The sequence below is a fragment of the Streptomyces sp. NPDC045998 genome (assembly GCF_056430285.1).
In genome coordinates, this window is sequence record NZ_JBWKLJ010000009.1 from 1 (window position 1) to 22,297 (window position 22,297).

The window sequence follows — 22,297 nt, forward strand, 5'->3', positions numbered from 1 at the left end:
CGCCCGGTTACATTCCGAACCCGGAAGCTAAGCCTTTCAGCGCCGATGGTACTGCAGGGGGGACCCTGTGGGAGAGTAGGACGCCGCCGAACAATTTTTGGGGAAAGCCCCGCACCTTCTGGTGCGGGGCTTTTCTGCGTTCAGCGGCTGAACGCCAGCACCCCTGTGTACGGGCCCGCCCGTGCTGACGGTAAAGTCAGGGGGCATCGTTGGCACGTTCCCCCAGGAGGCCCCGGGTGGAGGTACAGGAGACCCGCGTTCAGACGGACCGGGTGCTCACCATCCCCAACATCCTGAGCATGGCTCGCCTGGTCGGCGTACCGCTCTTCCTGTGGCTGATCCTGCGCCCCGTCTTCGGCGGGCCGAATAGCGATGGCTGGGCTCTCCTCGTACTGATGCTCAGCGGTGTCAGCGACTATCTCGACGGCAAACTCGCCCGTCGATGGAACCAGATCAGCAGCCTCGGACGCCTGCTCGACCCGGCCGCCGACCGGCTCTACATCCTTTCGACGCTCCTCGGGCTCACCTGGCGCGAGATCCTCCCTCTGTGGTTGACGACCGCACTATTGGCTCGCGAGCTGATGCTGCTGGTGATGGTGGGAATCCTCCGCCGGCACGGCTATCCCCCGCCGCAGGTGAACTTCCTCGGCAAGGCCGCCACGTTCAACTTGATGTACGCGTTTCCGCTCCTTCTGCTCAGTGACGGGGACGGGTGGCTTGCATCACTCGCTGAAGTTTTCGGGTGGGCGTTCGCCGGATGGGGTACAACTCTCTATTGGTGGGCAGGGATCCTCTATGTGATCCAAGTCCGCCGACTTGTCAAGGCGGATACCACAGCCGATTGAGCCTGTCCCTCTGGTGCGGCGCAGCAACGAAGCGCGCCCCGAAGACAAGACGGCCAGTTACCGGATGGGTGAAGTCGGCTAGACCGTCGTCTCTGCAAGGAGGACGCTTCCGACATGAAAGCCGTTGTGATGGCTGGTGGTGAAGGCACGCGCCTTCGCCCCATGACCTCGAGCATGCCCAAGCCACTCCTGCCGGTGGCCAACCGGCCGATCATGGAGCACGTGCTGCGGCTGCTCAAGCGGCATGGGCTCACTGAGACCGTTGTTACCGTGCAGTTCCTCGCCTCGCTCGTGAAGAACTACTTCGGCGACGGCGAAGAGCTCGGCATGGAGCTCACCTATGCCAATGAGGAGAAGCCACTCGGCACCGCGGGGAGTGTCAAGAACGCCGAGGAGGCGCTGAAGGACGACGCCTTCCTCGTCATCTCCGGTGACGCGCTCACCGACTTCGACCTGACCGACCTCATCAGGTTCCACAAGGAAAAGGGCGCCCTCGTCACGGTGTGCCTGACCCGGGTGCCGAACCCGCTCGAATTCGGCATCACCATCGTGGACGAGGAAGGAAAGGTGGAGCGCTTCCTGGAGAAGCCCACCTGGGGACAGGTCTTCTCGGACACGGTGAACACCGGCATCTACGTCATGGAGCCGGAAGTCTTCGACTACGTCCAGCCGGACGTCCCCGTCGACTGGTCCGGCGATGTCTTCCCGCAGCTGATGAAGGAAGGCAAGCCGATCTACGGCTATGTCGCCGAGGGCTACTGGGAGGACGTCGGCACGCACGAGAGCTATGTGAAGGCCCAGGCCGACGTCCTCGAGGGCAAGGTCGACGTCCAGCTCGACGGCTTCGAGATCTCGCCCGGCGTGTGGGTCGCCGAAGGTGCCGAGGTGCACCCCGACGCCGTCCTGCACGGGCCCCTGTACATCGGGGACTACGCCAAGGTCGAGGCCGATGTGGAGATCCGCGAGCACACCGTCGTCGGGTCGAACGTGGTGGTGAAGAGCGGCGCCTTCCTCCACAAGGCGGTTGTTCACGACAACGTCTACATCGGGCAGCACAGCAACCTGCGGGGCTGTGTGATCGGCAAGAACACCGACATCATGCGGGCCGCCCGCATCGAGGACGGCGCCGTCATCGGTGATGAGTGCCTCGTCGGTGAAGAATCGATCGTTCAGGGCAACGTACGGGTTTATCCGTTCAAGACCATCGAGGCCGGCGCCTTCGTCAACACGTCCGTCATCTGGGAGTCGCGCGGACAGGCGCACCTCTTCGGGGCCCGCGGCGTGTCCGGCATCCTCAACGTGGAGATCACGCCCGAGCTGGCGGTCCGGCTCGCGGGCGCGTACGCCACGACCCTGAAGAAGGGCGCGACCGTCACCACGGCGCGTGACCACTCCAGGGGTGCGAGAGCGCTCAAGCGGGCGGTGATCTCGGCGCTGCAGGCCAGCGCCATCGACGTACGCGACCTGGAGAACGTGCCGCTGCCCGTCGCACGTGAGCAGACGGCTCGCGGCAGCGCCGGCGGCATCATGATCCGGACGTCGCCCGGGGTGCCCGACTCCGTGGACATCATGTTCTTCGACGAGCGGGGCGCGGACCTGTCGCAGGGCGGGCAGCGGAAGCTGGACCGCGTCTACGCGCGCCAGGAGTACCGGCGGGCCTTCCCCGGCGAGATCGGCGACCTGTCCTTCCCGTCCAGCGTCTTCGACTCGTACACCGGGTCCCTGCTGCGCAACGTCGACACGACGGGCATCGCCGAGGCGGGCCTCAAGGTCGTCGTGGACGCCTCCAACGGCAGCGCCGGGCTCGTTCTGCCGAGCCTCCTCGGACGGCTCCAGGTGGACTCGCTGACGATCAACCCCGGACTCGACGAGTCCCGGCCCACGGAGACGGCTGAGTCCCGGCGCGCCGGGCTCGTACGGCTCGGGGAGATCGTGGCCTCGGCGCGGGCGGCCTTCGGTGTGCGGTTCGACCCGGTCGGCGAGCGCATCTCGCTGGTCGACGAGCGGGGCCGGATCATCGAGGACGACCGGGCCCTGCTGGTCCTGCTCGACCTGGTGGCCGCCGAACGGCGCAGCGGGCGGGTCGCGCTGCCGGTGACCACGACGAGGATCGCCGAGCAGGTCGCGGCGTACCACGGCACGCAGGTGGAGTGGACGACCACGTCGCCGGACGACCTGACCCGCGTCGGCCGCGAGGAGTCGACCATCTTCGGCGGCGACGGGCGCGGCGGCTTCATCGTGCCCGAGTTCAGCAGCGTCTTCGACGGTACGGCGGCGTTCGTGCGGCTGATCGGGCTGGTGGCCCGTACGCAACTCACGCTCAGCCAGATCGACGCGCGCATACCCCGCGCCCATGTGCTGCGGCGCGACCTGGCCACCCCGTGGGCGGTCAAGGGTCTCGTGATGCGGCGGGTCGTGGAGGCGGCCGGGGACCGGCACGTCGACACGACCGACGGCGTGCGGGTGGTCGAGGCCGACGGCCGGTGGGTGATGGTGCTGCCCGACCCGGCGGAGGCCGTCACCCATCTGTGGGCCGAAGGCCCGGATGACGCGTCCGCGCAGGCACTGCTCGACGAGTGGGCCGCCGTGGTGGAGAGCGCCGGTCGCTGACGCTCGGAACGGATCCTGACGCGGATCGGATACGGATGTGCCGGGAGGTGCCCAGGGGCGCCCCCCGGCACACCGGTGGGGCCATTCGGCGGTAGCAGCCGCGACGTGCGACGATGTGCGGCATGTCGCAGCAGCCCCCCGTTCGGAGCACAGGTTCCCCGCCTCCGCGTCCCGACGCGTCCATGTCGCTGCTGACCAATGTCATGGACCACGCGCTCGACGACGGGTACGCGGAGGCCTCGGCCCGCCGCACCGCCGAGGGCGGCGGCCTGCCGCGCACACTGCGGGCCAAGCTCGGGCTCGCGGCGGGGCTGGTACTGGCCGCCGCGGTGGTCACGCTCGGCGCCGCGCAGGCGCAGATCTCGGCCCCGGTCGTCGCCAAGGAGCGCGAGGAGCTCATCGACCGGATCGAGTCGGAGACGACCGCGGCCGACAAGCTCGAGGAGCGGATCGAGGCGCTCCGCACCGAGGTGGGGGAGCGGCAGCGCAAGGCGCTGCAGGAGCACGGCGGGGACCAGGGGGAGCTCGTGGCGCTGCTCTCCGGGGCGACGGAGGTACGCGGCCCCGGCGTCAAGCTGGTCGTCGACGACGCCAAGGAATCCGAGCAGGGCGGCGACGGGCCGCGTGAGAGCAGCGGTTTCGCGGACACCGGGCGGGTGCGCGACCGCGACATGCAGCGCGTGGTCAACGGATTGTGGCAGTCGGGCGCCGAGGCGGTCGCGATCAACGGGCAGCGGCTGACCGCCCTGTCGGCGATCCGCGCGGCGGGCGACGCCATACTGGTCGACAACAAACCGCTGGTGCCGCCGTACACGGTGCTGGCGGTGGGGGACGGGAAGAAGCTGAGCGCCGCGTTCCAGGACAGCCCCGACGGGCAGTACCTGCACGCGCTGCAGGAGAACTTCGGTATCCGTACCAGCATTTCGGATCAGGGCGAGGTGCGCCTGCCGGCCGCGTCGAGCCTGATCGTACGCACAGCAGAGCCGAGTCCCGCCGGAGCCGGCACGGATGCCGGGCGGGGCGCGGCCGACACAGGGAAGGGCACATCTTGATCGCCGTACTGGGCCTCGTCGTGGGAGTCGTGGTCGGCCTGTTCATCCGGCCCGAGGTGCCGGCGGTCGTCGAGCCCTACCTGCCGATCGCCGTCGTGGCGGCGCTCGACGCGGTCTTCGGAGGGCTGCGGGCCATGCTCGACGGCATCTTCGTGGACAAGGTCTTCGTCGTCTCCTTCCTCTCCAACGTCGTCGTGGCGGCGCTGATCGTGTTCCTGGGCGACAAGCTCGGCGTCGGCGCGCAGCTGTCCACGGGCGTGGTCGTGGTGCTGGGCATCCGCATCTTCTCCAACGCCGCCGCCATCCGGCGGCATGTGTTCCGGGCGTGAGGCCGATGAGCGAGAACGAACCGACTCCGCACGAGAAGCCGGCTCCCCCGCCGACTCCGGGGCAGGGTGGCCGGGGGCCGCAGAGCCCGGAGCCGCGGCGGCCGGAGCCCCAGCGGCCGGAGCCGCCGGCTCCGCAGGCCATGCCCCCGCAGGAGCTGCCGCCCGAGGTGAAGGGCCCGGAGGCGGACGGTCCGGAGCCGCCGTCGCCGGCGGCGGCGCAGCCGTACGCCGCCGAGCCCGGCCCCGGCCGGCCCGCCGATCCGGAGATGACCGGGCGGCAGCGGCTCGCGGCCGGGCTGTGGCCGCCGCGCGTCACGCGCGCCCAACTCATCGTCGCCGTACTGCTCTTCGTCCTCGGCCTGGGTCTCGCCATCCAGGTCCGCTCGACCAGCGACAACAGCGCCCTCCGCGGCGCCCGCCAGGAGGACCTGGTGCGCATCCTGGACGAGCTGGACGACCGGACGCAGCGGCTGGAGGCCGAGAAGGCGCGCCTGGAGGACCAGCGCACCGAGCTGGTGAACAGCTCCGACCAGGCGGAAGAGGCCCGCAAGCAGACCCAGGAGAAGGAGCGTCAGCTGGGTATCCTCGCCGGTACGGTGGCGGCGCAGGGTCCCGGGATCACGCTCACCATCGACGACGGCGCCGGGGCGGTCGAGCCGGACATGCTGCTGGACGCCGTCCAGGAGCTGCGCGCGGCGGGCGCCGAGGCGATCCAGGTCAACGACGTCCGGGTCGTCGCCGACACGTACATCTCCGGTGAGGCCGGGGACATCGAGGTGGACGGCCGGAAGATCGGCGCACCGTACCGCTTCAAGGTCATCGGGAAGCCCCAGGACCTGGAGCCCGCGCTGAACATTCCGGGAGGTGTCGTACAGACGCTGGAGAAGGAGCAGGCCACCGCGTCGGTGACCAGGTCCGAGAAGATCGTCGTGGATGCCTTGCGAGCGGCGGAGCGGCCTCACTACGCTCGGTCGTCATCGCAGTGAGGCGGGGGTGCATGGGGGCCGCGAGACAAGGGCATGAGGTTGCGGGGGGTCGGCGCATCACCCGCATGGTGCGTGGTGGAAACTGTCCGGAGGATACGGACGTTGTGAGGGTGTCCGGGTCGGCAGGTGTGTTCAGTCAGGGTTCGTCCTGCCCCACGGGCGGGTCTGTTTCGGTCAAGGGGAATCGCCCGTGAAGTTGTTTGCGAAGTTGTTCGGCAAGAGCGCACGCGAGGACGGCAGCAGTGCCAAGCACCGCGCGTCGCGCCACGCCCAGAATGAGGAGCAGGGCGGCGAGCGCCCGCTGTTCCGCGATGAGGTCGCCGGTCCGGGCGGTGTTCCCGGGGGGCAGGGCGCGTCTGTTGACCCTGCTGGTTCCGGCCGCATAGGTTTCGGGGAACCATCGACCTCGAGTACGGGCGGAGACTCGTCCATGCCGGTTTGTACGAGGTGCGGGCACCGTAACGCCGAGGCGAGCCGGTTCTGCTCCAACTGTGGCGCCCCGCTGCGTCCGGGTGTCCCGGCGGAGCGCGCGTCCGAGACGACGTCGACGATCTCGATCTCGGGCCTGGAGGCGTACGACTCCGAGGCCACCGGTCAGACGCAGCTGCCGTCGCTGTCGCCCGAGGCGCAGGCGGCCGTGGAGGCGTTGCCGCTCGGTTCGGCGCTCCTGGTGGTGCGCCGCGGGCCGAACTCGGGCAGTCGCTTCCTGCTGGACTCCGACCTGACGACTGCGGGGCGTCATCCGCAGAGCGACATCTTCCTCGACGACGTGACGGTGTCGCGGCGTCATGTGGAGTTCCGCAGGTCGCCGGAGGGCAGCTTCACGGTCGCGGACGTCGGCAGCCTCAACGGCACGTACGTCAACCGCGAGCGGATCGACTCGGTGGCGCTGTCCAACGGCGACGAGGTGCAGATCGGCAAGTACCGGCTGGTCTTCTACGCGAGCCAGCGGGGCGTGTGACCCGGCAGGGGAGGCGCATGCCGCGACCACCGACGGGCGGTGCCGGACACGGCACCGCCGGGGCGGCCGACCAGCTGGTGAGCATCGGGACGGTGCTCACCCGGCTGCGGGAAGAGTTTCCCGAAGTGACCATCTCCAAGATCCGTTTCCTGGAGGCGGAGGGGCTCGTCGAGCCGCAGCGGACGGCTTCCGGATACCGGAAGTTCAGTCCTGCGGATGTGGAGCGGCTCGCGCGGATCCTGCGCATGCAGCGGGACCACTACCTGCCGCTCAAGGTGATCCGCGAGCACCTCGACGCCCTGGAGCGCGGGGAACAGGTGCGGCTGCCCGCCCCGACCCCCGGTGGACCGCGCGAGTCCGTGGACGCCGGCCCGTGGGAGCCGGACTTCGACACGCCGACGGCGGCCAGGATCGGCCGTGCGGAGCTCCTCGCGGCCGCCGGCGTCGGCGAGGACGAGCTCGCCGAGTGGGAGTCGTACGGGCTGATCACGCCCGTGGCGGACGGCGCGTACGACGCCGAGGCGGTGACCATCGCCAAGCTCGTCGCGGAGCTGGGCGGATTCGGTCTGGAACCGCGTCATCTGAGGGCCGTGAAGGCCGCAGCCGAGCGCGAGGCCGGGCTGGTCGAGCAGGTCGTCGCGCCACTGCGCCGGCACCGGAATCCGCAGACCAGAGCGCATGCGGAGGCGACCGCGAAGGAGCTCGCGGCCCTGTCCGTACGGCTTCACGCGGCGCTGCTGCAGACGGCTCTGGGTGTCCGGTTGCACTGAGCTCCGAGGGGTCCGGAGGGGCCCCGACTACCCAAACCGGTCCAGCACGTCCTAGGGTTGCAATGTGAACGAGCTCGATGTTGTCGGTGTCCGGGTGGAAATGCCGTCCAACCAGCCGATCGTGCTCCTGCGTGAAGTGGGAGGCGACCGGTACCTCCCCATCTGGATCGGTCCCGGGGAGGCGACGGCGATCGCCTTCGCCCAGCAGGGCATGGCCCCTGCGCGACCGCTCACCCATGACCTCTTCAAGGACGTTTTGGAGGCCGTGGGTCAGGAGCTGACCGAAGTCCGGATCACGGATCTGCGGGACGGGGTCTTCTACGCGGAGCTGGTCTTCGCCAGCGGTGTCGAGGTGAGCGCCAGGCCGTCCGACGCCATAGCGCTGGCCCTGCGGACCGGTACGCCCATCTACGGAAGTGACGGGGTGCTGGACGACGCCGGGATCGCGATTCCGGACGAGCAGGAGGACGAAGTGGAGAAGTTCCGCGAGTTCCTCGACCAGATCTCGCCCGAGGACTTCGGCACCAACAGTCAGTGACCCGGCCGCTTTCGGTGACGCCGGCGCGGTGGATCCGCGGCGGCGTCGACCGGGTATCGCCGCTCCGAGCGGTGACGCGCCCCGCCTCCAGCGCATTCGGTGAGGTGTTCCCGGAAGAGGGACACGACAAACCACCCTCAGGGTGATTATCACTCGGCGTGCCGAGTGTGGCGATCGTTGACGCACCCCGGGTGACTGCCTACCGTCGAGATGGCAGGTCAAGGACGGAGGGTCGGCGTGATGAGCAGCGGCGACGGTGCGGTTGGGGGTATCCCCGGACGAAGTCCGGGGCAGAGCGGGCCGTATCCGCTTCACGGAAACGCGTCCGTCCACGGGGTGGTTCAGCAGGAGGCGGCCGATCCGACGGCCGACGTCATCGGATACCGGGGCCCGACCGCCTGCGCGGCGGCCGGCATCACCTACCGGCAGCTCGACTACTGGGCCCGTACGGGTCTCGTCGAGCCCAGCGTGCGGCCCGCGTACGGGTCGGGGACGCAGCGGCTCTACAGCTTCCGCGACGTCGTCGTCCTGAAGATCGTCAAACGGTTCCTGGACACCGGCGTCGCGCTGCAGAACATCCGCGCCGCCGTCCAGCACCTGCGCGCCCGGGGCGATCGCGACCTGGAGCGCATGACGCTGATGAGTGACGGCGCCACGGTGTACGAGTGCTCGTCGCCCGACGAGGTCGTCGATCTCCTCCAGGGCGGTCAGGGTGTCTTCGGGATCGCCGTGGGCGTGGTGTGGCGGGATGTCGAGGCGGCGCTGTCGCAGCTGCACGGGGAGCGCGTCGACACCGGCGAGACGCTCATCGGGCACAATCCGGCTGACGAGCTGGCGCGGCGCAGGCGCGACAGGGCCGTGTGACGGCGGCGTGGCCGCGTTTGCCGTCGGGCTCCCGCGCGGGCTCGCACGTGCGTGCGGGCGATTGTCAGTGGCGTAGGGCAGCATCGGTGATGTGAGAGCCGCGCCGACGATTCTGCATCTGGACATGGATGCCTTCTTCGCCGCCGCCGAGCAGGCGGCGAAGCCGAGCCTGCGCGGAAAGCCCGTGGTGGTGGGCGGCCTCGGGCCGCGCGGGGTCGTCGCCACCGCCTCGTACGAGGCGCGGCGCTTCGGGGTGCACTCGGCGATGCCGATGGCCCAGGCGCGGCGGCTGGCGCCGAACGCCGCGTACCTGGTGCCGCGCTTCACGCTCTACCGGGCGGTGAGCGACCAGGTCATGGAGCTGTTGCGGCGGCTGTCGCCGCTGGTGGAGCCGCTGAGCCTGGACGAGGCGTTCGTCGACCTGGAGGCGGGCCAGGCGGGCGGTACGGCCCGGGACGCGGCGACCGCGCGGGCGACCGGGGAGCGGCTGCGCGCGGACATCCGGGCGGTCACGGGGCTGACCGGCTCCGTCGGCCTCGCGGGCTCCAAGATGCTGGCGAAGATCGCGTCGGAGCAGGCGAAGCCCGACGGGCTGGTGCTCATCGAGCCCGGGACCGAGCGCGAGCTGCTCGGGCCGATGTCGGTGCGGATCCTGCCGGGAGTCGGCCCCGCCACCGGCGAGCACCTGCGGCGGGCCGGGATGACGACCGTGGCCGACCTCGCGGAGGCGGGCGAGGACGAGCTCGTACGGCTCCTGGGCAAGGCGCACGGGGCCTCGCTGTACCGGATGGCCCTGGGGCACGACGACCGGCCCGTGGTGGCCGAGCGGGACGCCAAGTCCGTCTCCGTCGAGGACACCTTCGACGTGGACCTGCACGACCGCGTGCGGGTGCGCCTGGAGGTGGAGCGTCTGGCCGACCGGTGCGTGCGCCGGCTGCGTGGCGCCGGGCGCTCCGGGCGGACGGTGGTGCTCAAGGTGCGCCGGTACGACTTCTCGACGCTGACCAGATCCGAGACCCTGCGCGGACCGACGGACGACCCCGCGGTGGTGCGGGAGGCGGCGGCCCGGCTGCTGGAGTCCGTGGACACCACGGGCGGCGTGCGGCTGCTGGGCGTGGGCGTGACGGGGCTGGCGGACTACACCCAGGAGGACCTGTTCGCCCAGGCCGCCCTGGTGGAGGCTCCGGTGGGCGCACAGGGCGACGTGGCCCCGGAGCCGCAGGAACCGGCCGCAAGGGCAGGAGCGGGGGGAGACGAGGGCGGCGAACCGGGGGCCGCGGAGGACACCGGCGGGGAGCGCAGGTGGCTGGCCGGGCAGGACGTACGGCACGCGGAGTACGGGCCGGGGTGGGTGCAGGGCAGCGGGGTGGGGCGCGTGACCGTGCGGTTCGAGGAGCCGGGCTCGCCCCCGGGCCGGGTGCGGACCTTCCGGACCGACGACCCGGACCTGGAGCTGTCGGACCCGCTGCCGCTGGTCGCGCGGGAGGCGGCGGTGGAGCGGGCGCCGTCGCCCTGACGGGCGGGCCGGGCGGGCCGGACGCCCGGGGCCCGCGGCCTGCAGGGCCGCCATGCCGGAGCGTGGCGTGCCGGGCGTGTCCGGCCGCCGGTGCCGCGGGTTCCGGAAGGCGCGTCAGCCGTCGCGGCCGGCCAGGTTGCCGAGGCCGGGGTCGGGGTCCGGGTCCGGCGGAGACGGGAGCTCCAGGCCGTAGTGGTGGTAGAGCTGGAGCTCCTGCTCGGGGGAGAGGTGGCGGCCCACGCCGAAGTCCGGGGCGTCCTTGATCAGGGCGCGGTCGTAGGGGACGTGCAGGCCGTCGTCGGCGAGGTCGCTGGGGGCCAGGGGGACGAAGGCGTCGCGGCCGAAGAGGCCGGTACGGACGGCGGCCCACTCGGGGACGCCCGTCGCGTCGTCCAGGTACACCTCGTCGACGGTCCCGATCTTGTGGCCGTTGCGGTCGTAGGCCTTGCGGCCGATCAGGCTCCGCGGATCGATATCGGTCTGCACGGTCCCTCCAACAGGTCGCACCGGCTCGCAATTGCGCTACATCACTACGAAAGTGCACATCGGTGACGTCGGCCACTCGAGGGATCGGGCCCGGACCTCGCTGGTAGGCTGGCAGACGGCTGTTGACCCCATGCGGGAGAGTCCTTCGGAGAAACCTTTCGGAGGCGCCGAAGGAGCAAATCCTCCCCGGAATCTCTCAGGCACCCGGTACCGCATGGACGAGGTCACTCTGGAAAGCAGGGCGGGCGTCGGACGGCATCCGCTCTCACCGACGGTGAAAGCCGGGCGGCCCCCCGTGGCGCCCGGTGAAGCTCTCAGGTTGAGATGACAGAGGGGGAGGCCGTCCGGGCACCCGCGCCATGGTGCCCCTCGCAGGTCGTGACGACCAGGAGGCCTCCGTAGATGACCGCCAACCGTACTCCGCTCTCCGAGCTTGAGCAGGGCATCCCCTTCGAGCAGCGGCACATCGGCCCCGACGCCGAGGCCCGCGCCAAGATGCTCGCGCAGGTCGGCTACGGCTCGCTCGACGAGCTCACCGCCGCCGCCGTGCCGGATGTGATCAAGACCGCCGAGGCGCTCGGCCTGCCGGCCGCGCGCACCGAGGCCGAGGTCCTCGCCGAGCTGCGCTCGCTTGCCGACCGCAACCAGGTGCTCGCCCCGATGATCGGGCTCGGCTACTACGGCACCTTCACGCCCCCGGTCATCCTGCGCAACGTCATGGAGAACCCCGCCTGGTACACGGCGTACACGCCCTACCAGCCGGAGATCTCGCAGGGCCGCCTGGAGGCGCTGCTCAACTTCCAGACCATGGTCGCCGACCTGACCGGCCTGCCCACCTCCGGCGCCTCGCTGCTCGACGAGGGCACCGCCGCCGCCGAGGCCATGTCGCTGGCCCGCCGCGTCGGCAAGGTCAAGGGCGGTGTCTTCCTCGTCGACGCCGACGCCCTGCCGCAGACCATCGCCGTCATCGAGACCCGGGCGGAGCCGACCGGTGTCGAGGTCGTCGTCGCCGACCTCGCCGAGGGGATCCCGGCGGAGGTGGCCGAGCGCGGCGTCTTCGGCGTGCTGATCCAGTACCCGGGCGCCTCCGGTGCCGTACGGGACATCAAGCCGGTCATCGACCGGGCCCACGAGCTCGGTGCCGTCGTCACCGTCGCCGCCGACCTGCTCGCGCTGACGCTGCTCACCTCGCCCGGCGAGCTGGGTGCCGACATCGCCGTGGGCACCACCCAGCGGTTCGGCGTGCCGATGGGCTTCGGCGGTCCGCACGCCGGCTACATGGCCGTGCGCGACACCTTCGCCCGCTCCCTCCCGGGCCGGCTCGTCGGCGTCTCCGTCGACGCCGACGGCAACCGGGCGTACCGCCTGGCGCTCCAGACCCGCGAGCAGCACATCCGCCGCGAGAAGGCCACCAGCAACATCTGCACCGCGCAGGTGCTGCTCGCCGTCATGGCCGGCATGTACGCCGTGTACCACGGCCCCGACGGGCTGAAGCAGATCGCCCAGCGCGTGCACCGGTACGCCACGATCCTCGCCGAGGGGCTGCGCGCCGGCGGCGTCGAGGTCGTCCACTCGAGCTTCTTCGACACCGTGACCGTCCGGGTGCCGGGCAAGGCCGCCGAGGCCGTCGCCGCCGCCCGCGAGAACGGCGTCAACCTCCGCCTCGTCGACGCCGACCACGTCTCGGTCGCCTGCGACGAGACCACCGGCCGCGCGCAGCTCGCCGCCGTGTGGGAGGCCTTCGGCGTACGCGGCGACATCGAGTCGCTGGACGCCGAGACCGCGGAGGCGCTGCCCGAGGCGCTGCTGCGCTCGGACGCGTACCTCACCCACCCGGTCTTCCACGCGCACCGCTCGGAGACCGCGATGCTGCGCTACCTGCGCAAGCTCGCCGACCGCGACTACGCGCTGGACCGGGGCATGATCCCGCTCGGCTCCTGCACGATGAAGCTGAACGCCACCACCGAGATGGAGCCGGTGACCTGGCCCGAGTTCGGTCAGATGCACCCCTTCGCGCCGGCCGACCAGGCGCAGGGCTACCTCACCCTCATCCGTGAGCTGGAGGAGCGCCTCGCCGAGGTCACCGGCTACGACAAGGTGTCGATCCAGCCCAACGCCGGTTCGCAGGGCGAGCTCGCCGGTCTGCTCGCGGTGCGCGCGTACCACCGCGCCAACGGCGACACGCAGCGCACCGTCTGTCTGATCCCGTCGTCCGCGCACGGCACCAACGCCGCCAGCGCGGTGATGGCCGGGATGAAGGTCGTCGTCGTCAAGACCGCCGACGACGGCGAGATCGACGTCGAGGACCTGCGCGCCAAGATCGAGCAGTACCGCGACGAGCTCTCTGTCCTGATGATCACCTACCCGTCGACGCACGGCGTCTTCGAGGAGCACGTCGCCGACATCTGCGCCCAGGTGCACGAGGCCGGCGGCCAGGTGTACGTGGACGGCGCCAACCTCAACGCGCTGGTCGGGCTGGCGAAGCCGGGCGAGTTCGGCGGCGACGTCTCGCACCTCAACCTGCACAAGACCTTCTGCATCCCGCACGGCGGCGGCGGTCCCGGTGTCGGTCCGGTCGGCGTCCGCGCCCACCTCGCCCCGTACCTGCCGAACCACCCGCTCCAGCCGGGCGCCGGCCCGGAGACGGGCGTCGGCCCGATCTCGGCCGCCCCGTGGGGCTCAGCCGGCATCCTGCCGATCTCGTGGGCGTACGTCCGGCTCATGGGCGGCGAGGGCCTCAAGCGCGCCACGCAGGTGGCGGTGCTCGCGGCCAACTACATCGCCAAGCGCCTGGAGCCGCACTACCCGGTGCTGTACACCGGCCCGGCCGGACTCGTCGCGCACGAGTGCATCGTCGACCTGCGTCCGATCTCCAAGGCGACCGGCGTCAGCGTCGACGACATCGCCAAGCGCCTGATCGACTACGGCTTCCACGCGCCGACCATGTCGTTCCCGGTGGCCGGCACGCTGATGATCGAGCCGACCGAGAGCGAGGACCTGGCCGAGCTCGACCGGTTCTGCGACACGATGATCGCGATCCGCGGCGAGATCGAGAAGGTCGCCTCGGGCCAGTGGCCCGCCGAGGACAACCCGCTGCGCAACGCCCCGCACACCGCGGCCGCGCTGGGCGGCGAGTGGTCGCACGCGTACAGCCGTGAGGAGGCGGTCTTCCCGGCCGGGGTGTCCGCCGCGGACAAGTACTGGCCGCCGGTGCGCCGGATCGACGGCGCGTTCGGCGACCGCAACCTGGTCTGCTCGTGCCCGCCGCTGGACGAGTACGACAACTGACGGCGTCGGTCATGACGAAGGGCCGGTACGGATCACTCCGTACCGGCCCTTCGCCGTGCGCCGGCCGGCTCAGGCGGCCGTCATGACCTGTGCGGTGCCGAGCGGTCGGTGCGGCGCGATGATCTGGCCGTCCGGCAGAAGTTCACCGGTGTCCTCGAAGAGGAGGACGCCGTTGCACAGCAGGCTCCAGCCCTGTTCCGGGTGGTGCGCCACCAGGCGGGCCGCCTCTCGGTCGGCGGAGTCGGCGGTCGGGCAGGGTGGCTGGTGCTGGCACATGGATGGGTTCTTTCGCTGCGGTGTGGTGTCTGTCCTGCGGCTCGATGCGGTGTTCATGGCCGCCCCCCGTAGTGTCGGTCGATCCGGTCCCAGTGTTGCCCCACGGGCGTCCGTCCGCAGGGATTTCGCGGCAGCTCTTCCTACTGCCTAAGGACGTATCACCCGTGCGGATGGTTCAACTCAAACCCCCTGTCCCTTCGGGTGGTTCGGGGTGGCCCCAGTGGGCTAGCCCGTACGGGCCACCCCGCGGCGTCACGCGGTTGACTCCAGCAGTGGCGGCGGTCCGAGGCGCAGCGTCAGGACCGGCAGCAGGTCCGCGACCCGGTACGGGAGGTGGGCGGCGATCCCGGGCGGCGCGGGCGCCAGCGGCACCAGCAGGTCCGTCGGGGCGGGGCTGCCGGTGGCCGGGTCGGCGTCCGGGTCGCCGTGCAGCCACAGCGTGAGCATGTACAGCTCCGGCACGGACAGCAGCCGTGGCTGGTAGTGCGTCGTCATCGTCTCGGCCTGGTGCAGGGCGCGCTCGGTCGAGGCGAGGTAGGGCCCCTCGAAGAAGTGCGAGAAGGCCCACCCGTCCGGGGTGAGCCTCGTGTCCGCGGCGGCGACGGGGCGGTCGCCGCCGCGGATCAGGAACCGCCAGCCGGTCAGGCGCGTGCGGGGCGCGCCGGCGGCCGGAACGATCTGGTCCCGTACGTCCAGCACGTCCAACTCGTGGACGGGCAACGGGAGTTCGGGGCTCAGCGGTCCCTGGACGGACCGCAGAGCGGGGGTGTGGGCCTCACGGACGGCGGCGGAGCCGAGCGCCATGAGAACACTGCGAAGGGCGGGCGCGGGTGCCTGGGAGACATGGAGCGGCATGGTTGGGTCGCCTCTCACTCAAGAGACAGGTGATGCGGGGGAGGTGCGGACGGCACTGTCGGCGACGGGGTCAGAGGGCGGGCCGGTGCGGGGGCCGTCGGGCCATGGCCGGGCGCCGACTCTCTGCCTCGTTCGCGGAGTTTATACGACGCGTGTTCACGTGATGTTTCCGCTAGCTGTCGCCGATATTGCGAACAAGCCCGGATCGGGACTTTGTTATGCGGAGTTTCTGTAGATTTCCCGTGAACCCCACCGCCCCGGCCTGCGCCGCTGCTCAGGGCGCGGTCGGCCGAATCTCGCCGGTGTTTATCATCGGAAGTCAGCGGGACTTGCCCGTGGTAACCACGCGCTGCGGCTTGCCCCCGGAATGTGCCGGACGGTCTTCCTATCCAGCCTACCCGCCACACGGTGTCGGCGGGGGCGTTACAGATCAGTCCGGCTGGGCATTATCGTCCGTGACGCGGGCGGCCGACGCCGCGCGCCACCCACGAGGAGGGACGCTTCGATGGGGGAGAAGGTCGTGGCGGGCGCGTTCGACCTGTCCGATCGGCAGAGGTATCGCCACAAGCTCCAGCAGTGTCTTACGGCCCTTGAGCGACTCCTCGCCGAGAAGAGGTTCGACCGCCCCAAGAATCTGATGGGCTTGGAGATCGAGCTGAATCTGGCGGGCTCGGACGGCCTGCCGCGGATGATGAATGCCGAGGTGCTGGAGCGCATAGCGAGCCGGGATTTCCAAACGGAACTCGGAATGTTCAACCTGGAAGTGAACATCGCCCCGCACCGGCTCGGCGGCCGTGTTTTCGATCAGCTCGCCGAGGAGCTGCGCACCGGCCTCGGGTACGCGCACCGCAAGGCCCAGGAGGTCGACGCCGGGATCGTGATGATCGGGATCCTGCCCACGCTCACCGAGGGCGATCTCGTCTCCGGGAACCTGTCGGACGTCGACCGGTACATGCTGCTCAACGACCAGATCGTGGCCGCGCGGGGTGAGGACTTCGCGCTCGACATCGAGGGCGTCGAGCACCTCAGCTCCACCGCCAGCTCCATCACGCCCGAGGCCGCCTGCACCTCCGTACAGCTGCACCTCCAGGTCACGCCGGCGCGGTTCCCGGACGTGTGGAACGCGGCGCAGGCCATCGCCGCCGTGCAGATCGCCGTCGGCGCCAACGCGCCGTTCCTCTTCGGGCGCGAGCTGTGGCGGGAGTCCCGGCCGCCGCTGTTCACGCAGGCCACCGACACCCGGCCGCCCGAGCTCCAGGCGCAGGGCGTACGGCCGCGGACGTGGTTCGGCGAGCGGTGGGTCTCCTCTGCGTACGAGCTCTTCGAGGAGAACGTGCGGTACTTCCCCGCCCTCCTGCCCATCTGTGACGACGAGGAGCCGCTGCGGGTCCTCGACGGCGGCGCCGTACCGTCCCTCCAGGAGCTCGTCCTGCACAACGGCACGGTCTACCGCTGGAACCGGCCGGTGTACGGGGTGGTCGACGGCGTACCGCACCTGCGGGTGGAGAACCGGGTGCTGCCGGCGGGGCCGACCGTCGACGACGTACTGGCCAACGCGGCCTTCTACTACGGGCTCGTACGGGCTCTGGCGGAGGAGGCGCGGCCGCTGTGGCGGCGGATGCCGTTCGCGGACGCGGCCGCCAACTTCGACACCGCGTGCCGGTACGGCATCGACGCCGAGCTGCGCTGGCCCCGCCCGGGGCGCGGCGGCGGGAGCACGACCGTACCGGCGGTGAAGCTCGTACGGGACGAGCTGCTGCCGCTCGCGTCGGCGGGGCTCGACGCGTGGGGCGTCGAGCGCGCGGACCGGGACCGGTACCTGGGGATCATCGAGGAGCGGTGCAAGCGGCGGGTGAACGGCGCGTCCTGGCAGGTGGAGACGTTCCACCGGGCGCTGGCGGCGGGTCTGGGGCGCGACGCCGCGCTGGCCGCCACCACGCGCCGCTACTGCGAGCTGATGCGGCAGGGCGAGCCCGTGCACACCTGGCCGGTGGGGTTCCCGGCGCCGTAGGGTCTGTCTTCCGGATCAACCCGGGGCAGTGAAGTGGAGACAGGTGTGCAGGCAGAGGCGGGGCGCGTGGCCGATTCCCTTCCCGAGGAGGGGGCGGGGGGCCCTCGAAGGTTCGTCCGTTCCGAGCTGCTGCTCGTGCTGGCCCTCTCGCTCGGGGCCAGTGCGGTCGCCTCGCTGATCAGCTTCGTCGGGGCGCTGACCAAACCGGGCGGCCTGAAGGACCAGGCGGCCCACCTCAACAGCTCGGCGGCGCCCGGGCGGCCGTGGCTCGACCTCGCCTGGCAGCTGTTCGGCATCGCGACGGCGCTCGTCCCGGTCCTGCTCGTGGCGCACCTGCTGCTCAGGGAGGGGACCGGCCTGCGCGCCATCGGCTTCGACCGCCGCAGGCCGTGGAGCGACCTGGGCCGCGGGGCGCTGGTCGCGGCGGGCATTGGCAGCGCGGGCCTGGCCTTCTACCTGGTGGCGCGGGCGGCCGGGTTCAATCTGACCGTCGTCCCCGAGTCGCTGCCCGAGGTGTGGTGGAAGTACCCGGTCCTGATCCTTTCGGCGGTGCAGAACTCCGTGTTGGAGGAGGTCATCGTCGTCGGATACCTGCTGCGCAGGCTCGGCGGGCTCGGCTGGACACCGTGGGCGGCGCTGGTGGCGAGCGCGGTGCTGCGCGGCTCGTACCACCTGTACCAGGGCATCGGCGGCTTCGTCGGCAACATGGTGATGGGCGCCGTCTTCGTGGTGCTGTACCGGCGGTGGGGGCGGGTCGGCCCGCTGGTGGTGGCGCACGCGCTGCTCGACATCGTGGCGTTCGTCGGGTACGCGCTGCTCAAGGGACAGGTGGGGTGGTTGCCCGTCGAGTGACGGGACCCCTGGTGGAGGGGCGGGGCGGGCGACGGCGGTGCCGTCGCACGCCCCTTCGCCGTCTCAGGTGAGCAGGTCGCCCTCGATGACCGTCACCGCGTGGCCCGTGAGCAGGGTGCGCGTGCCGCGCAGCGCGGTGCGGACCAGGCCGGTGCGGGCGCCGCCCTGGAAGCCGGTCAGCTCGTCGCGGCCCAGGCGCTCCGACCAGAACGGCGCGAGCGCGGTGTGCGCGCTGCCCGTCACCGGGTCCTCGGCGATGCCGAGCGCAGGGAAGAAGCAGCGGGAGACGAAGTCGTAGCCGCCGGCCGGTTCCGCGGCGGCGGCCGTGGCGATGACGCCCCGCTCCGACAGGCCGGCCAGCGCCGCCAGGTCCGGCGCGAGGTCGCGCACGGCCTGCTCGTCCGCCAGCTCCACCAGCAGGTCGCCGATGTGCGCGGCGGTGTCGTGTACGGAGACGACGTCGGCGCCGAGCGCCTTCGCGAGCCCGTCCGGCGCGGGCACCGGCGTCAGCGTGGAGGTCGGGAAATCCATTGTGACCGAGCCGTCCTCCGCGGCCGTGGCCGCCAGGATGCCGCAGCGTGCCGCGAAGCGGACCGTGCCGGTCGCGCGGCCGGTGGTGTGCAGGACGTGCGCGGTGGCGAGGGTCGCGTGGCCGCACATGTCGACCTCGGCGACCGGGGTGAACCAGCGCAGCGCCCAGTCCGCGTCGCCGCCGGGCGGGAGCGGGTGGGCGAAGGCGGTCTCGGAGAGGTTGACCTCGGCGGCCACCTTCTGGAGCCAGTGGTCGTCCGGGAAGGCGTCGAGGAGGAGGACCCCTGCCGGGTTGCCGGAGAAGGGGCGGTCGGTGAAGGCGTCGACGATTCGAATCCGCATGGAGCTGACGGTAGGGGGTCGGCGAAGCGGCGGGCCAAGGCCAATCCGGGGTCGCTGGACTCGATGTCCCGTCGGAGATCGGGAGAGCGGGAACGGCTGCACAGGCGAGTGCCCCGTCGGAACGATTGCCTCGCGACGTGTTCCGATATATCGTTGAAGCATCGCGATCAGTCAACGATCGAGGGAGTGTAAGAGATGCGTTCAGCTGAGCACGGACATGGACACGGGCACACGCATGGTCATGGCCACGGGCGCGGGCCCGGCTGGGGCGGGGAGCCCGGCGGCTTCGAGAGGCTGCGTGCCGCCTTCGGGCCGTTCGGGCCGGGCTTCGGGGGAGGGCCGGGCTTCGGCGGCGGCCCCTTCCGTGGCGGGCCGTTCGGTGGTGGACCCGGGCGCGGAGGCGGCCGGGGCAGGGCGCGGCGCGGCGACGTCCGCGCCTCGATCCTGGCGCTGCTGAAGGACCGCCCGATGCACGGTTACGAGATGATCCAGGAGATCGCCGAGCGCAGCGGCGGGGCCTGGCGGCCCAGCCCCGGCTCGGTCTACCCGACCCTCCAGCTGCTGGAGGACGAGGGGCTGATCGTCAGCGAGAGCGAGGGCGGCAAGAAGCTGTTCACCCTGAGCGACGCCGGGCGGGCGGAAGCCGAAGCCGGGCCCGACGCGCCCTGGGAGGAGGCCGGGCGCGGGGTCGACTGGGAGGCACTGAACGAGATCCGGCAGGCCGGTGCCGGGCTGTTCGAGGCGTTCGGGCAGGTCTGGAAGACCGGCAACGCCGAGCAGCGGCAGAAGGCCCTCGCCGTCGTCAACGACGCCCGCAAGAAGCTCTACCTGATCCTCGCCGACGAGGACTGACCCACCCCATGGGCACGGCGGGTTCCGCGACGGGCTCCGTTCGCGGGACCCGCCGTCGGTGTCAACCGCTGCCGCGGATCGGTGACTTACCGAAGTCGTCTCAACAGGTGTCATAGCCTTTACGCTCCTGACCGGCTGCTGCCATGATGTGCCGATGCACGCGTCTCAGGGGAGAAGCGCCGGCCTGGGACTCGCCCTGGCCTCGGCCTTCGCATTCGGTGGATCAGGTGTCGCGGCCAAGCCGCTGATCGAAGCGGGTCTCGACCCGCTGCACGTGGTGTGGCTACGGGTTACGGGCGCCGCGCTCGTCATGCTGCCCGTCGCCTGGCGCCACCGTGACCTGCTGCGCCGCAAGCCCTTCCTGCTGGCCGGGTTCGGGCTGCTCGCCGTGGCCGGCGTGCAGGCCTGCTACTTCGCCGCGCTCTCCCGTATCCCCGTCGGGGTCGCCCTGCTGATCGAGTACCTCGCCCCCGCGCTCGTCCTCGGCTGGGTGCGGTTCGTCCAGCGCCGGCCCGTGACGCGCGCCGCCGCCGTCGGCGTGGTCCTCGCGGTCGGGGGCCTCGCCTGCGTGGTGGAGGTGTGGGCCGGGCTGAGCTTCGACCTGCTCGGGCTGCTGCTGGCCCTCGGCGCCGCCTGCTGCCAGGTCGGCTACTTCGTCCTGTCCGACCAGGGTTCCGACGAGGCCGAGCCCGCCGATCCGCTCGGCGTCATCGCGTACGGGCTGCTCATCGGCGCCCTCGTGCTCACCGTCGTCGCGCGCCCCTGGGGCATGGAGTGGTCCGTGCTCGGCGGCACCGCCGACATGGGCGGGACCGAGGCCCCGGCCTGGATGCTGCTCGGGTGGATCGTGCTGATCGCGACGGTTCTCGCGTACGTCACCGGGATCGTCGCCGTGCGCAGGCTCTCGCCGCAGGTGGCGGGCGTGGTGGCGTGCCTGGAGGCGGTCATCGCGACCGTACTGGCGTGGGTGCTGCTGCGGGAGCACCTGTCGGCGCCGCAGATCTTCGGCGGCGCGGTCGTACTCGTCGGGGCCTTCATCGCGCAGTCGTCGACGCCCAAGGCCGCGCCGGCCGAGCCCGTGGCGGGGTCGGAGCCCCCCGAGGCGGGGGCCGGGAACCAGGTGGCCGCCGGGCGGGCCGCCCCGTAAGGTGACGATCATGCATTCGACCGTGCTGCCGCCTCCCGCCGCGTAAACGCGGGCGGGACTCTCACCAGCCTCCTCTGACGAGGACCGGGCTCGGGGCCCAGGGGCCCCGGGCGGTTCGTCGCTGCCCGCGTACGGAGTCAAGCGGCCACCTTTCCCGTTCTTCGTACGGAGACGTCACGTGTCGAATCCCTCCATGGCCCTGCCCGTCGGGCGGAGCCTCCTCTATCTGATCGTCGCCGGAGTGGCGTGGGGCACCGCCGGAGCGGCTGCCTCGCTCGTGTTCCGGGTCAGCGATCTCGGCCCCCTCGCCCTGTCGTTCTGGCGCTGCGCCGGCGGGCTCGTCCTGCTGCTCGGCGCGCTGGCGCTGCGCCGTCGGCCCGCGGCCCGCAATACGGAGCCCCGGCGTCGCCGGGTGCTGCGCATCCTCGCCACGGGGATCGGGCTCACCGTCTTCCAGAGCGCCTACTTCGCGGCGGTCCAGCTGACCGGGCTCGCCGTGGGCACCGTCGTCACGCTCGGCGCCGGCCCCGTGCTCATCGCGCTCGGGGCGCGGCTGGCCATGGGCGAGCGCCTCGGCCGCGGCGGGTCCGTCGCCGTCCTGGGGGCGCTCGCCGGGCTGTGCGTGATGGTCCTCGGCGACGGCACCGGACAGGTCCACCCCGTGGGGGTCGCCCTGGCGGTCCTGTCGGCGGCCGGGTACGCGGCGATCACGCTGCTGACGCGGTGGCTCGGCCGGGACGGCGGCGGCGGGGACCCGCTCCTCACGACGGTGTGGGCCTTCGCGATCGGTACCGTGGGCCTGCTGCCGATGGCGGCGGCGGAGGGCCTGCTGCCGCACACGGCCGAACTCGGCCGGGTCGTGGGGTTGTTGGCGTACATCGCCGCGGTGCCGACCGCGCTGGCCTACGCGCTGTACTTCGCCGGGGCGGCGGTCGTGCGGGCCGCGACCGTGTCGGTGATCATGCTGTTGGAGCCGGTGAGCGCGGCGGTCATCGCGGTGGCGGTGCTCGGTGAGCGGCTGACGGCGGCCACGGTGACCGGGACGCTGCTGTTGCTGACGGCGGTCGCCGGGCTGGCGACCGCGGAGGCGCGGGCCGCGTCGGTGGTACGGGCGCGGCGGCGCGCGGCGGCGGCCTGAGGCTCCGCGTGTCGGGCCCCCGCGCCCGGGCCCCCGTGCCCGTGCGGG

General features: G+C 71.5%; 20 protein-coding genes, 1 rRNA gene and 1 riboswitch. Of the genes, 17 read left to right on the forward strand and 4 right to left on the reverse strand.

What is annotated here, in order from left to right; translation table 11 throughout:
• The 11 genes from rrf to AC07FJ_RS25135 form a co-directional block, all read left to right on the forward strand.
• Window positions 1-92 (forward strand): 5S ribosomal RNA (gene rrf, locus AC07FJ_RS25085); the annotation flags it as partial.
• Window positions 93-236: 144 nt separating this feature from the next.
• Window positions 237-845: a cardiolipin synthase ClsA gene (clsA, locus tag AC07FJ_RS25090; protein ID WP_479051534.1), complete on the forward strand. Its 609-nt coding sequence runs from the start codon at window positions 237-239 to the stop codon at window positions 843-845.
• Between the two features lie 114 nt (window positions 846-959).
• Window positions 960-3,455 (forward strand): mannose-1-phosphate guanyltransferase, encoded by a 2,496-nt coding sequence (locus AC07FJ_RS25095; RefSeq protein WP_355367142.1) that lies wholly within the window; start codon window positions 960-962, stop codon window positions 3,453-3,455.
• 122 nt (window positions 3,456-3,577) lie between these two features.
• Entirely contained in the window at window positions 3,578-4,507 is a 930-nt protein-coding gene (locus AC07FJ_RS25100; protein WP_479051535.1) for a DUF881 domain-containing protein, read from the forward strand.
• Window positions 4,504-4,836, forward strand: a complete 333-nt coding sequence (locus tag AC07FJ_RS25105; protein WP_064068997.1) for a small basic family protein — start codon at window positions 4,504-4,506, stop codon at window positions 4,834-4,836. Before AC07FJ_RS25100 ends, AC07FJ_RS25105 begins: the two co-directional genes overlap by 4 nt.
• Before the next feature lie 5 nt (window positions 4,837-4,841).
• On the forward strand, window positions 4,842-5,822 hold the full coding sequence (locus AC07FJ_RS25110) for a DUF881 domain-containing protein (protein ID WP_479051536.1): 981 nt from the start codon (window positions 4,842-4,844) through the stop codon (window positions 5,820-5,822).
• Between the two features lie 82 nt (window positions 5,823-5,904).
• The gene (locus AC07FJ_RS25115; protein WP_361420822.1) at window positions 5,905-6,783 is read left to right on the forward strand and encodes an FHA domain-containing protein; all 879 of its coding nucleotides are present in this window, start codon (window positions 5,905-5,907) and stop codon (window positions 6,781-6,783) included.
• A gap of 17 nt (window positions 6,784-6,800) precedes the next feature.
• Window positions 6,801-7,553 (forward strand): transcriptional regulator FtsR, encoded by a 753-nt coding sequence (gene ftsR / locus AC07FJ_RS25120; protein WP_479051537.1) that lies wholly within the window; start codon window positions 6,801-6,803, stop codon window positions 7,551-7,553.
• Window positions 7,554-7,617: 64 nt separating this feature from the next.
• Window positions 7,618-8,091 (forward strand): bifunctional nuclease family protein, encoded by a 474-nt coding sequence (locus tag AC07FJ_RS25125; protein WP_033327106.1) that lies wholly within the window; start codon window positions 7,618-7,620, stop codon window positions 8,089-8,091.
• A 240-nt stretch (window positions 8,092-8,331) separates the two neighbouring features.
• Window positions 8,332-8,955, forward strand: a complete 624-nt coding sequence (locus AC07FJ_RS25130; RefSeq protein ID WP_479051538.1) for a MerR family transcriptional regulator — start codon at window positions 8,332-8,334, stop codon at window positions 8,953-8,955.
• A 91-nt stretch (window positions 8,956-9,046) separates the two neighbouring features.
• On the forward strand, window positions 9,047-10,471 hold the full coding sequence (locus tag AC07FJ_RS25135; protein ID WP_479051539.1) for a DNA polymerase IV: 1,425 nt from the start codon (window positions 9,047-9,049) through the stop codon (window positions 10,469-10,471).
• A gap of 114 nt (window positions 10,472-10,585) precedes the next feature.
• Here the strand turns inward: AC07FJ_RS25135 and AC07FJ_RS25140 are convergent, their stop codons facing one another.
• A complete protein-coding gene (locus AC07FJ_RS25140; protein ID WP_479051540.1) occupies window positions 10,586-10,957 on the reverse strand; it encodes a PRC-barrel domain-containing protein in 372 nt (123 codons plus the stop codon).
• 123 nt (window positions 10,958-11,080) lie between these two features.
• A riboswitch (glycine riboswitch) is annotated at window positions 11,081-11,180 on the forward strand.
• A 179-nt stretch (window positions 11,181-11,359) separates the two neighbouring features.
• Between AC07FJ_RS25140 and gcvP the strand changes: the two genes are divergently transcribed.
• Window positions 11,360-14,245, forward strand: coding sequence for an aminomethyl-transferring glycine dehydrogenase (gcvP, locus tag AC07FJ_RS25145; protein ID WP_479051541.1), 2,886 nt, complete (start codon window positions 11,360-11,362; stop codon window positions 14,243-14,245).
• A gap of 69 nt (window positions 14,246-14,314) precedes the next feature.
• Here the strand turns inward: gcvP and AC07FJ_RS25150 are convergent, their stop codons facing one another.
• On the reverse strand, window positions 14,315-14,521 hold the full coding sequence (locus AC07FJ_RS25150; RefSeq protein WP_479051542.1) for a DUF5999 family protein: 207 nt from the start codon (window positions 14,519-14,521) through the stop codon (window positions 14,315-14,317).
• A gap of 252 nt (window positions 14,522-14,773) precedes the next feature.
• The gene (locus AC07FJ_RS25155; protein WP_479051543.1) at window positions 14,774-15,376 is read right to left on the reverse strand and encodes a hypothetical protein; all 603 of its coding nucleotides are present in this window, start codon (window positions 15,374-15,376) and stop codon (window positions 14,774-14,776) included.
• Window positions 15,377-15,881: 505 nt separating this feature from the next.
• Between AC07FJ_RS25155 and AC07FJ_RS25160 the strand changes: the two genes are divergently transcribed.
• Together AC07FJ_RS25160 and AC07FJ_RS25165 are read left to right on the forward strand one after the other, a co-directional pair.
• Complete coding sequence (locus AC07FJ_RS25160) at window positions 15,882-17,387, forward strand: glutamate-cysteine ligase family protein (RefSeq protein ID WP_479051544.1); 1,506 nt, start codon at window positions 15,882-15,884, stop codon at window positions 17,385-17,387.
• Window positions 17,388-17,432: 45 nt separating this feature from the next.
• Entirely contained in the window at window positions 17,433-18,239 is an 807-nt protein-coding gene (locus AC07FJ_RS25165; RefSeq protein WP_479051545.1) for a CPBP family intramembrane glutamic endopeptidase, read from the forward strand.
• 63 nt (window positions 18,240-18,302) lie between these two features.
• On the opposite strand, the gene AC07FJ_RS25170 is transcribed toward AC07FJ_RS25165, so the two are convergent.
• Window positions 18,303-19,112: a PhzF family phenazine biosynthesis protein gene (locus AC07FJ_RS25170; protein WP_479051546.1), complete on the reverse strand. Its 810-nt coding sequence runs from the start codon at window positions 19,110-19,112 to the stop codon at window positions 18,303-18,305.
• 195 nt (window positions 19,113-19,307) lie between these two features.
• On the opposite strand from AC07FJ_RS25170, the gene AC07FJ_RS25175 reads away from it, so the two are divergent.
• The 3 genes from AC07FJ_RS25175 (at window position 19,308) to AC07FJ_RS25185 (ending at window position 22,249) form a co-directional block, all read left to right on the forward strand.
• Window positions 19,308-19,964 (forward strand): PadR family transcriptional regulator, encoded by a 657-nt coding sequence (locus AC07FJ_RS25175; protein ID WP_479051547.1) that lies wholly within the window; start codon window positions 19,308-19,310, stop codon window positions 19,962-19,964.
• 154 nt (window positions 19,965-20,118) lie between these two features.
• Complete coding sequence (locus AC07FJ_RS25180; protein ID WP_361420736.1) at window positions 20,119-21,111, forward strand: EamA family transporter; 993 nt, start codon at window positions 20,119-20,121, stop codon at window positions 21,109-21,111.
• A 193-nt stretch (window positions 21,112-21,304) separates the two neighbouring features.
• A complete protein-coding gene (locus AC07FJ_RS25185) occupies window positions 21,305-22,249 on the forward strand; it encodes a DMT family transporter (RefSeq protein ID WP_479051839.1) in 945 nt (314 codons plus the stop codon).
• Window positions 22,250-22,297 lie beyond the last annotated feature (48 nt).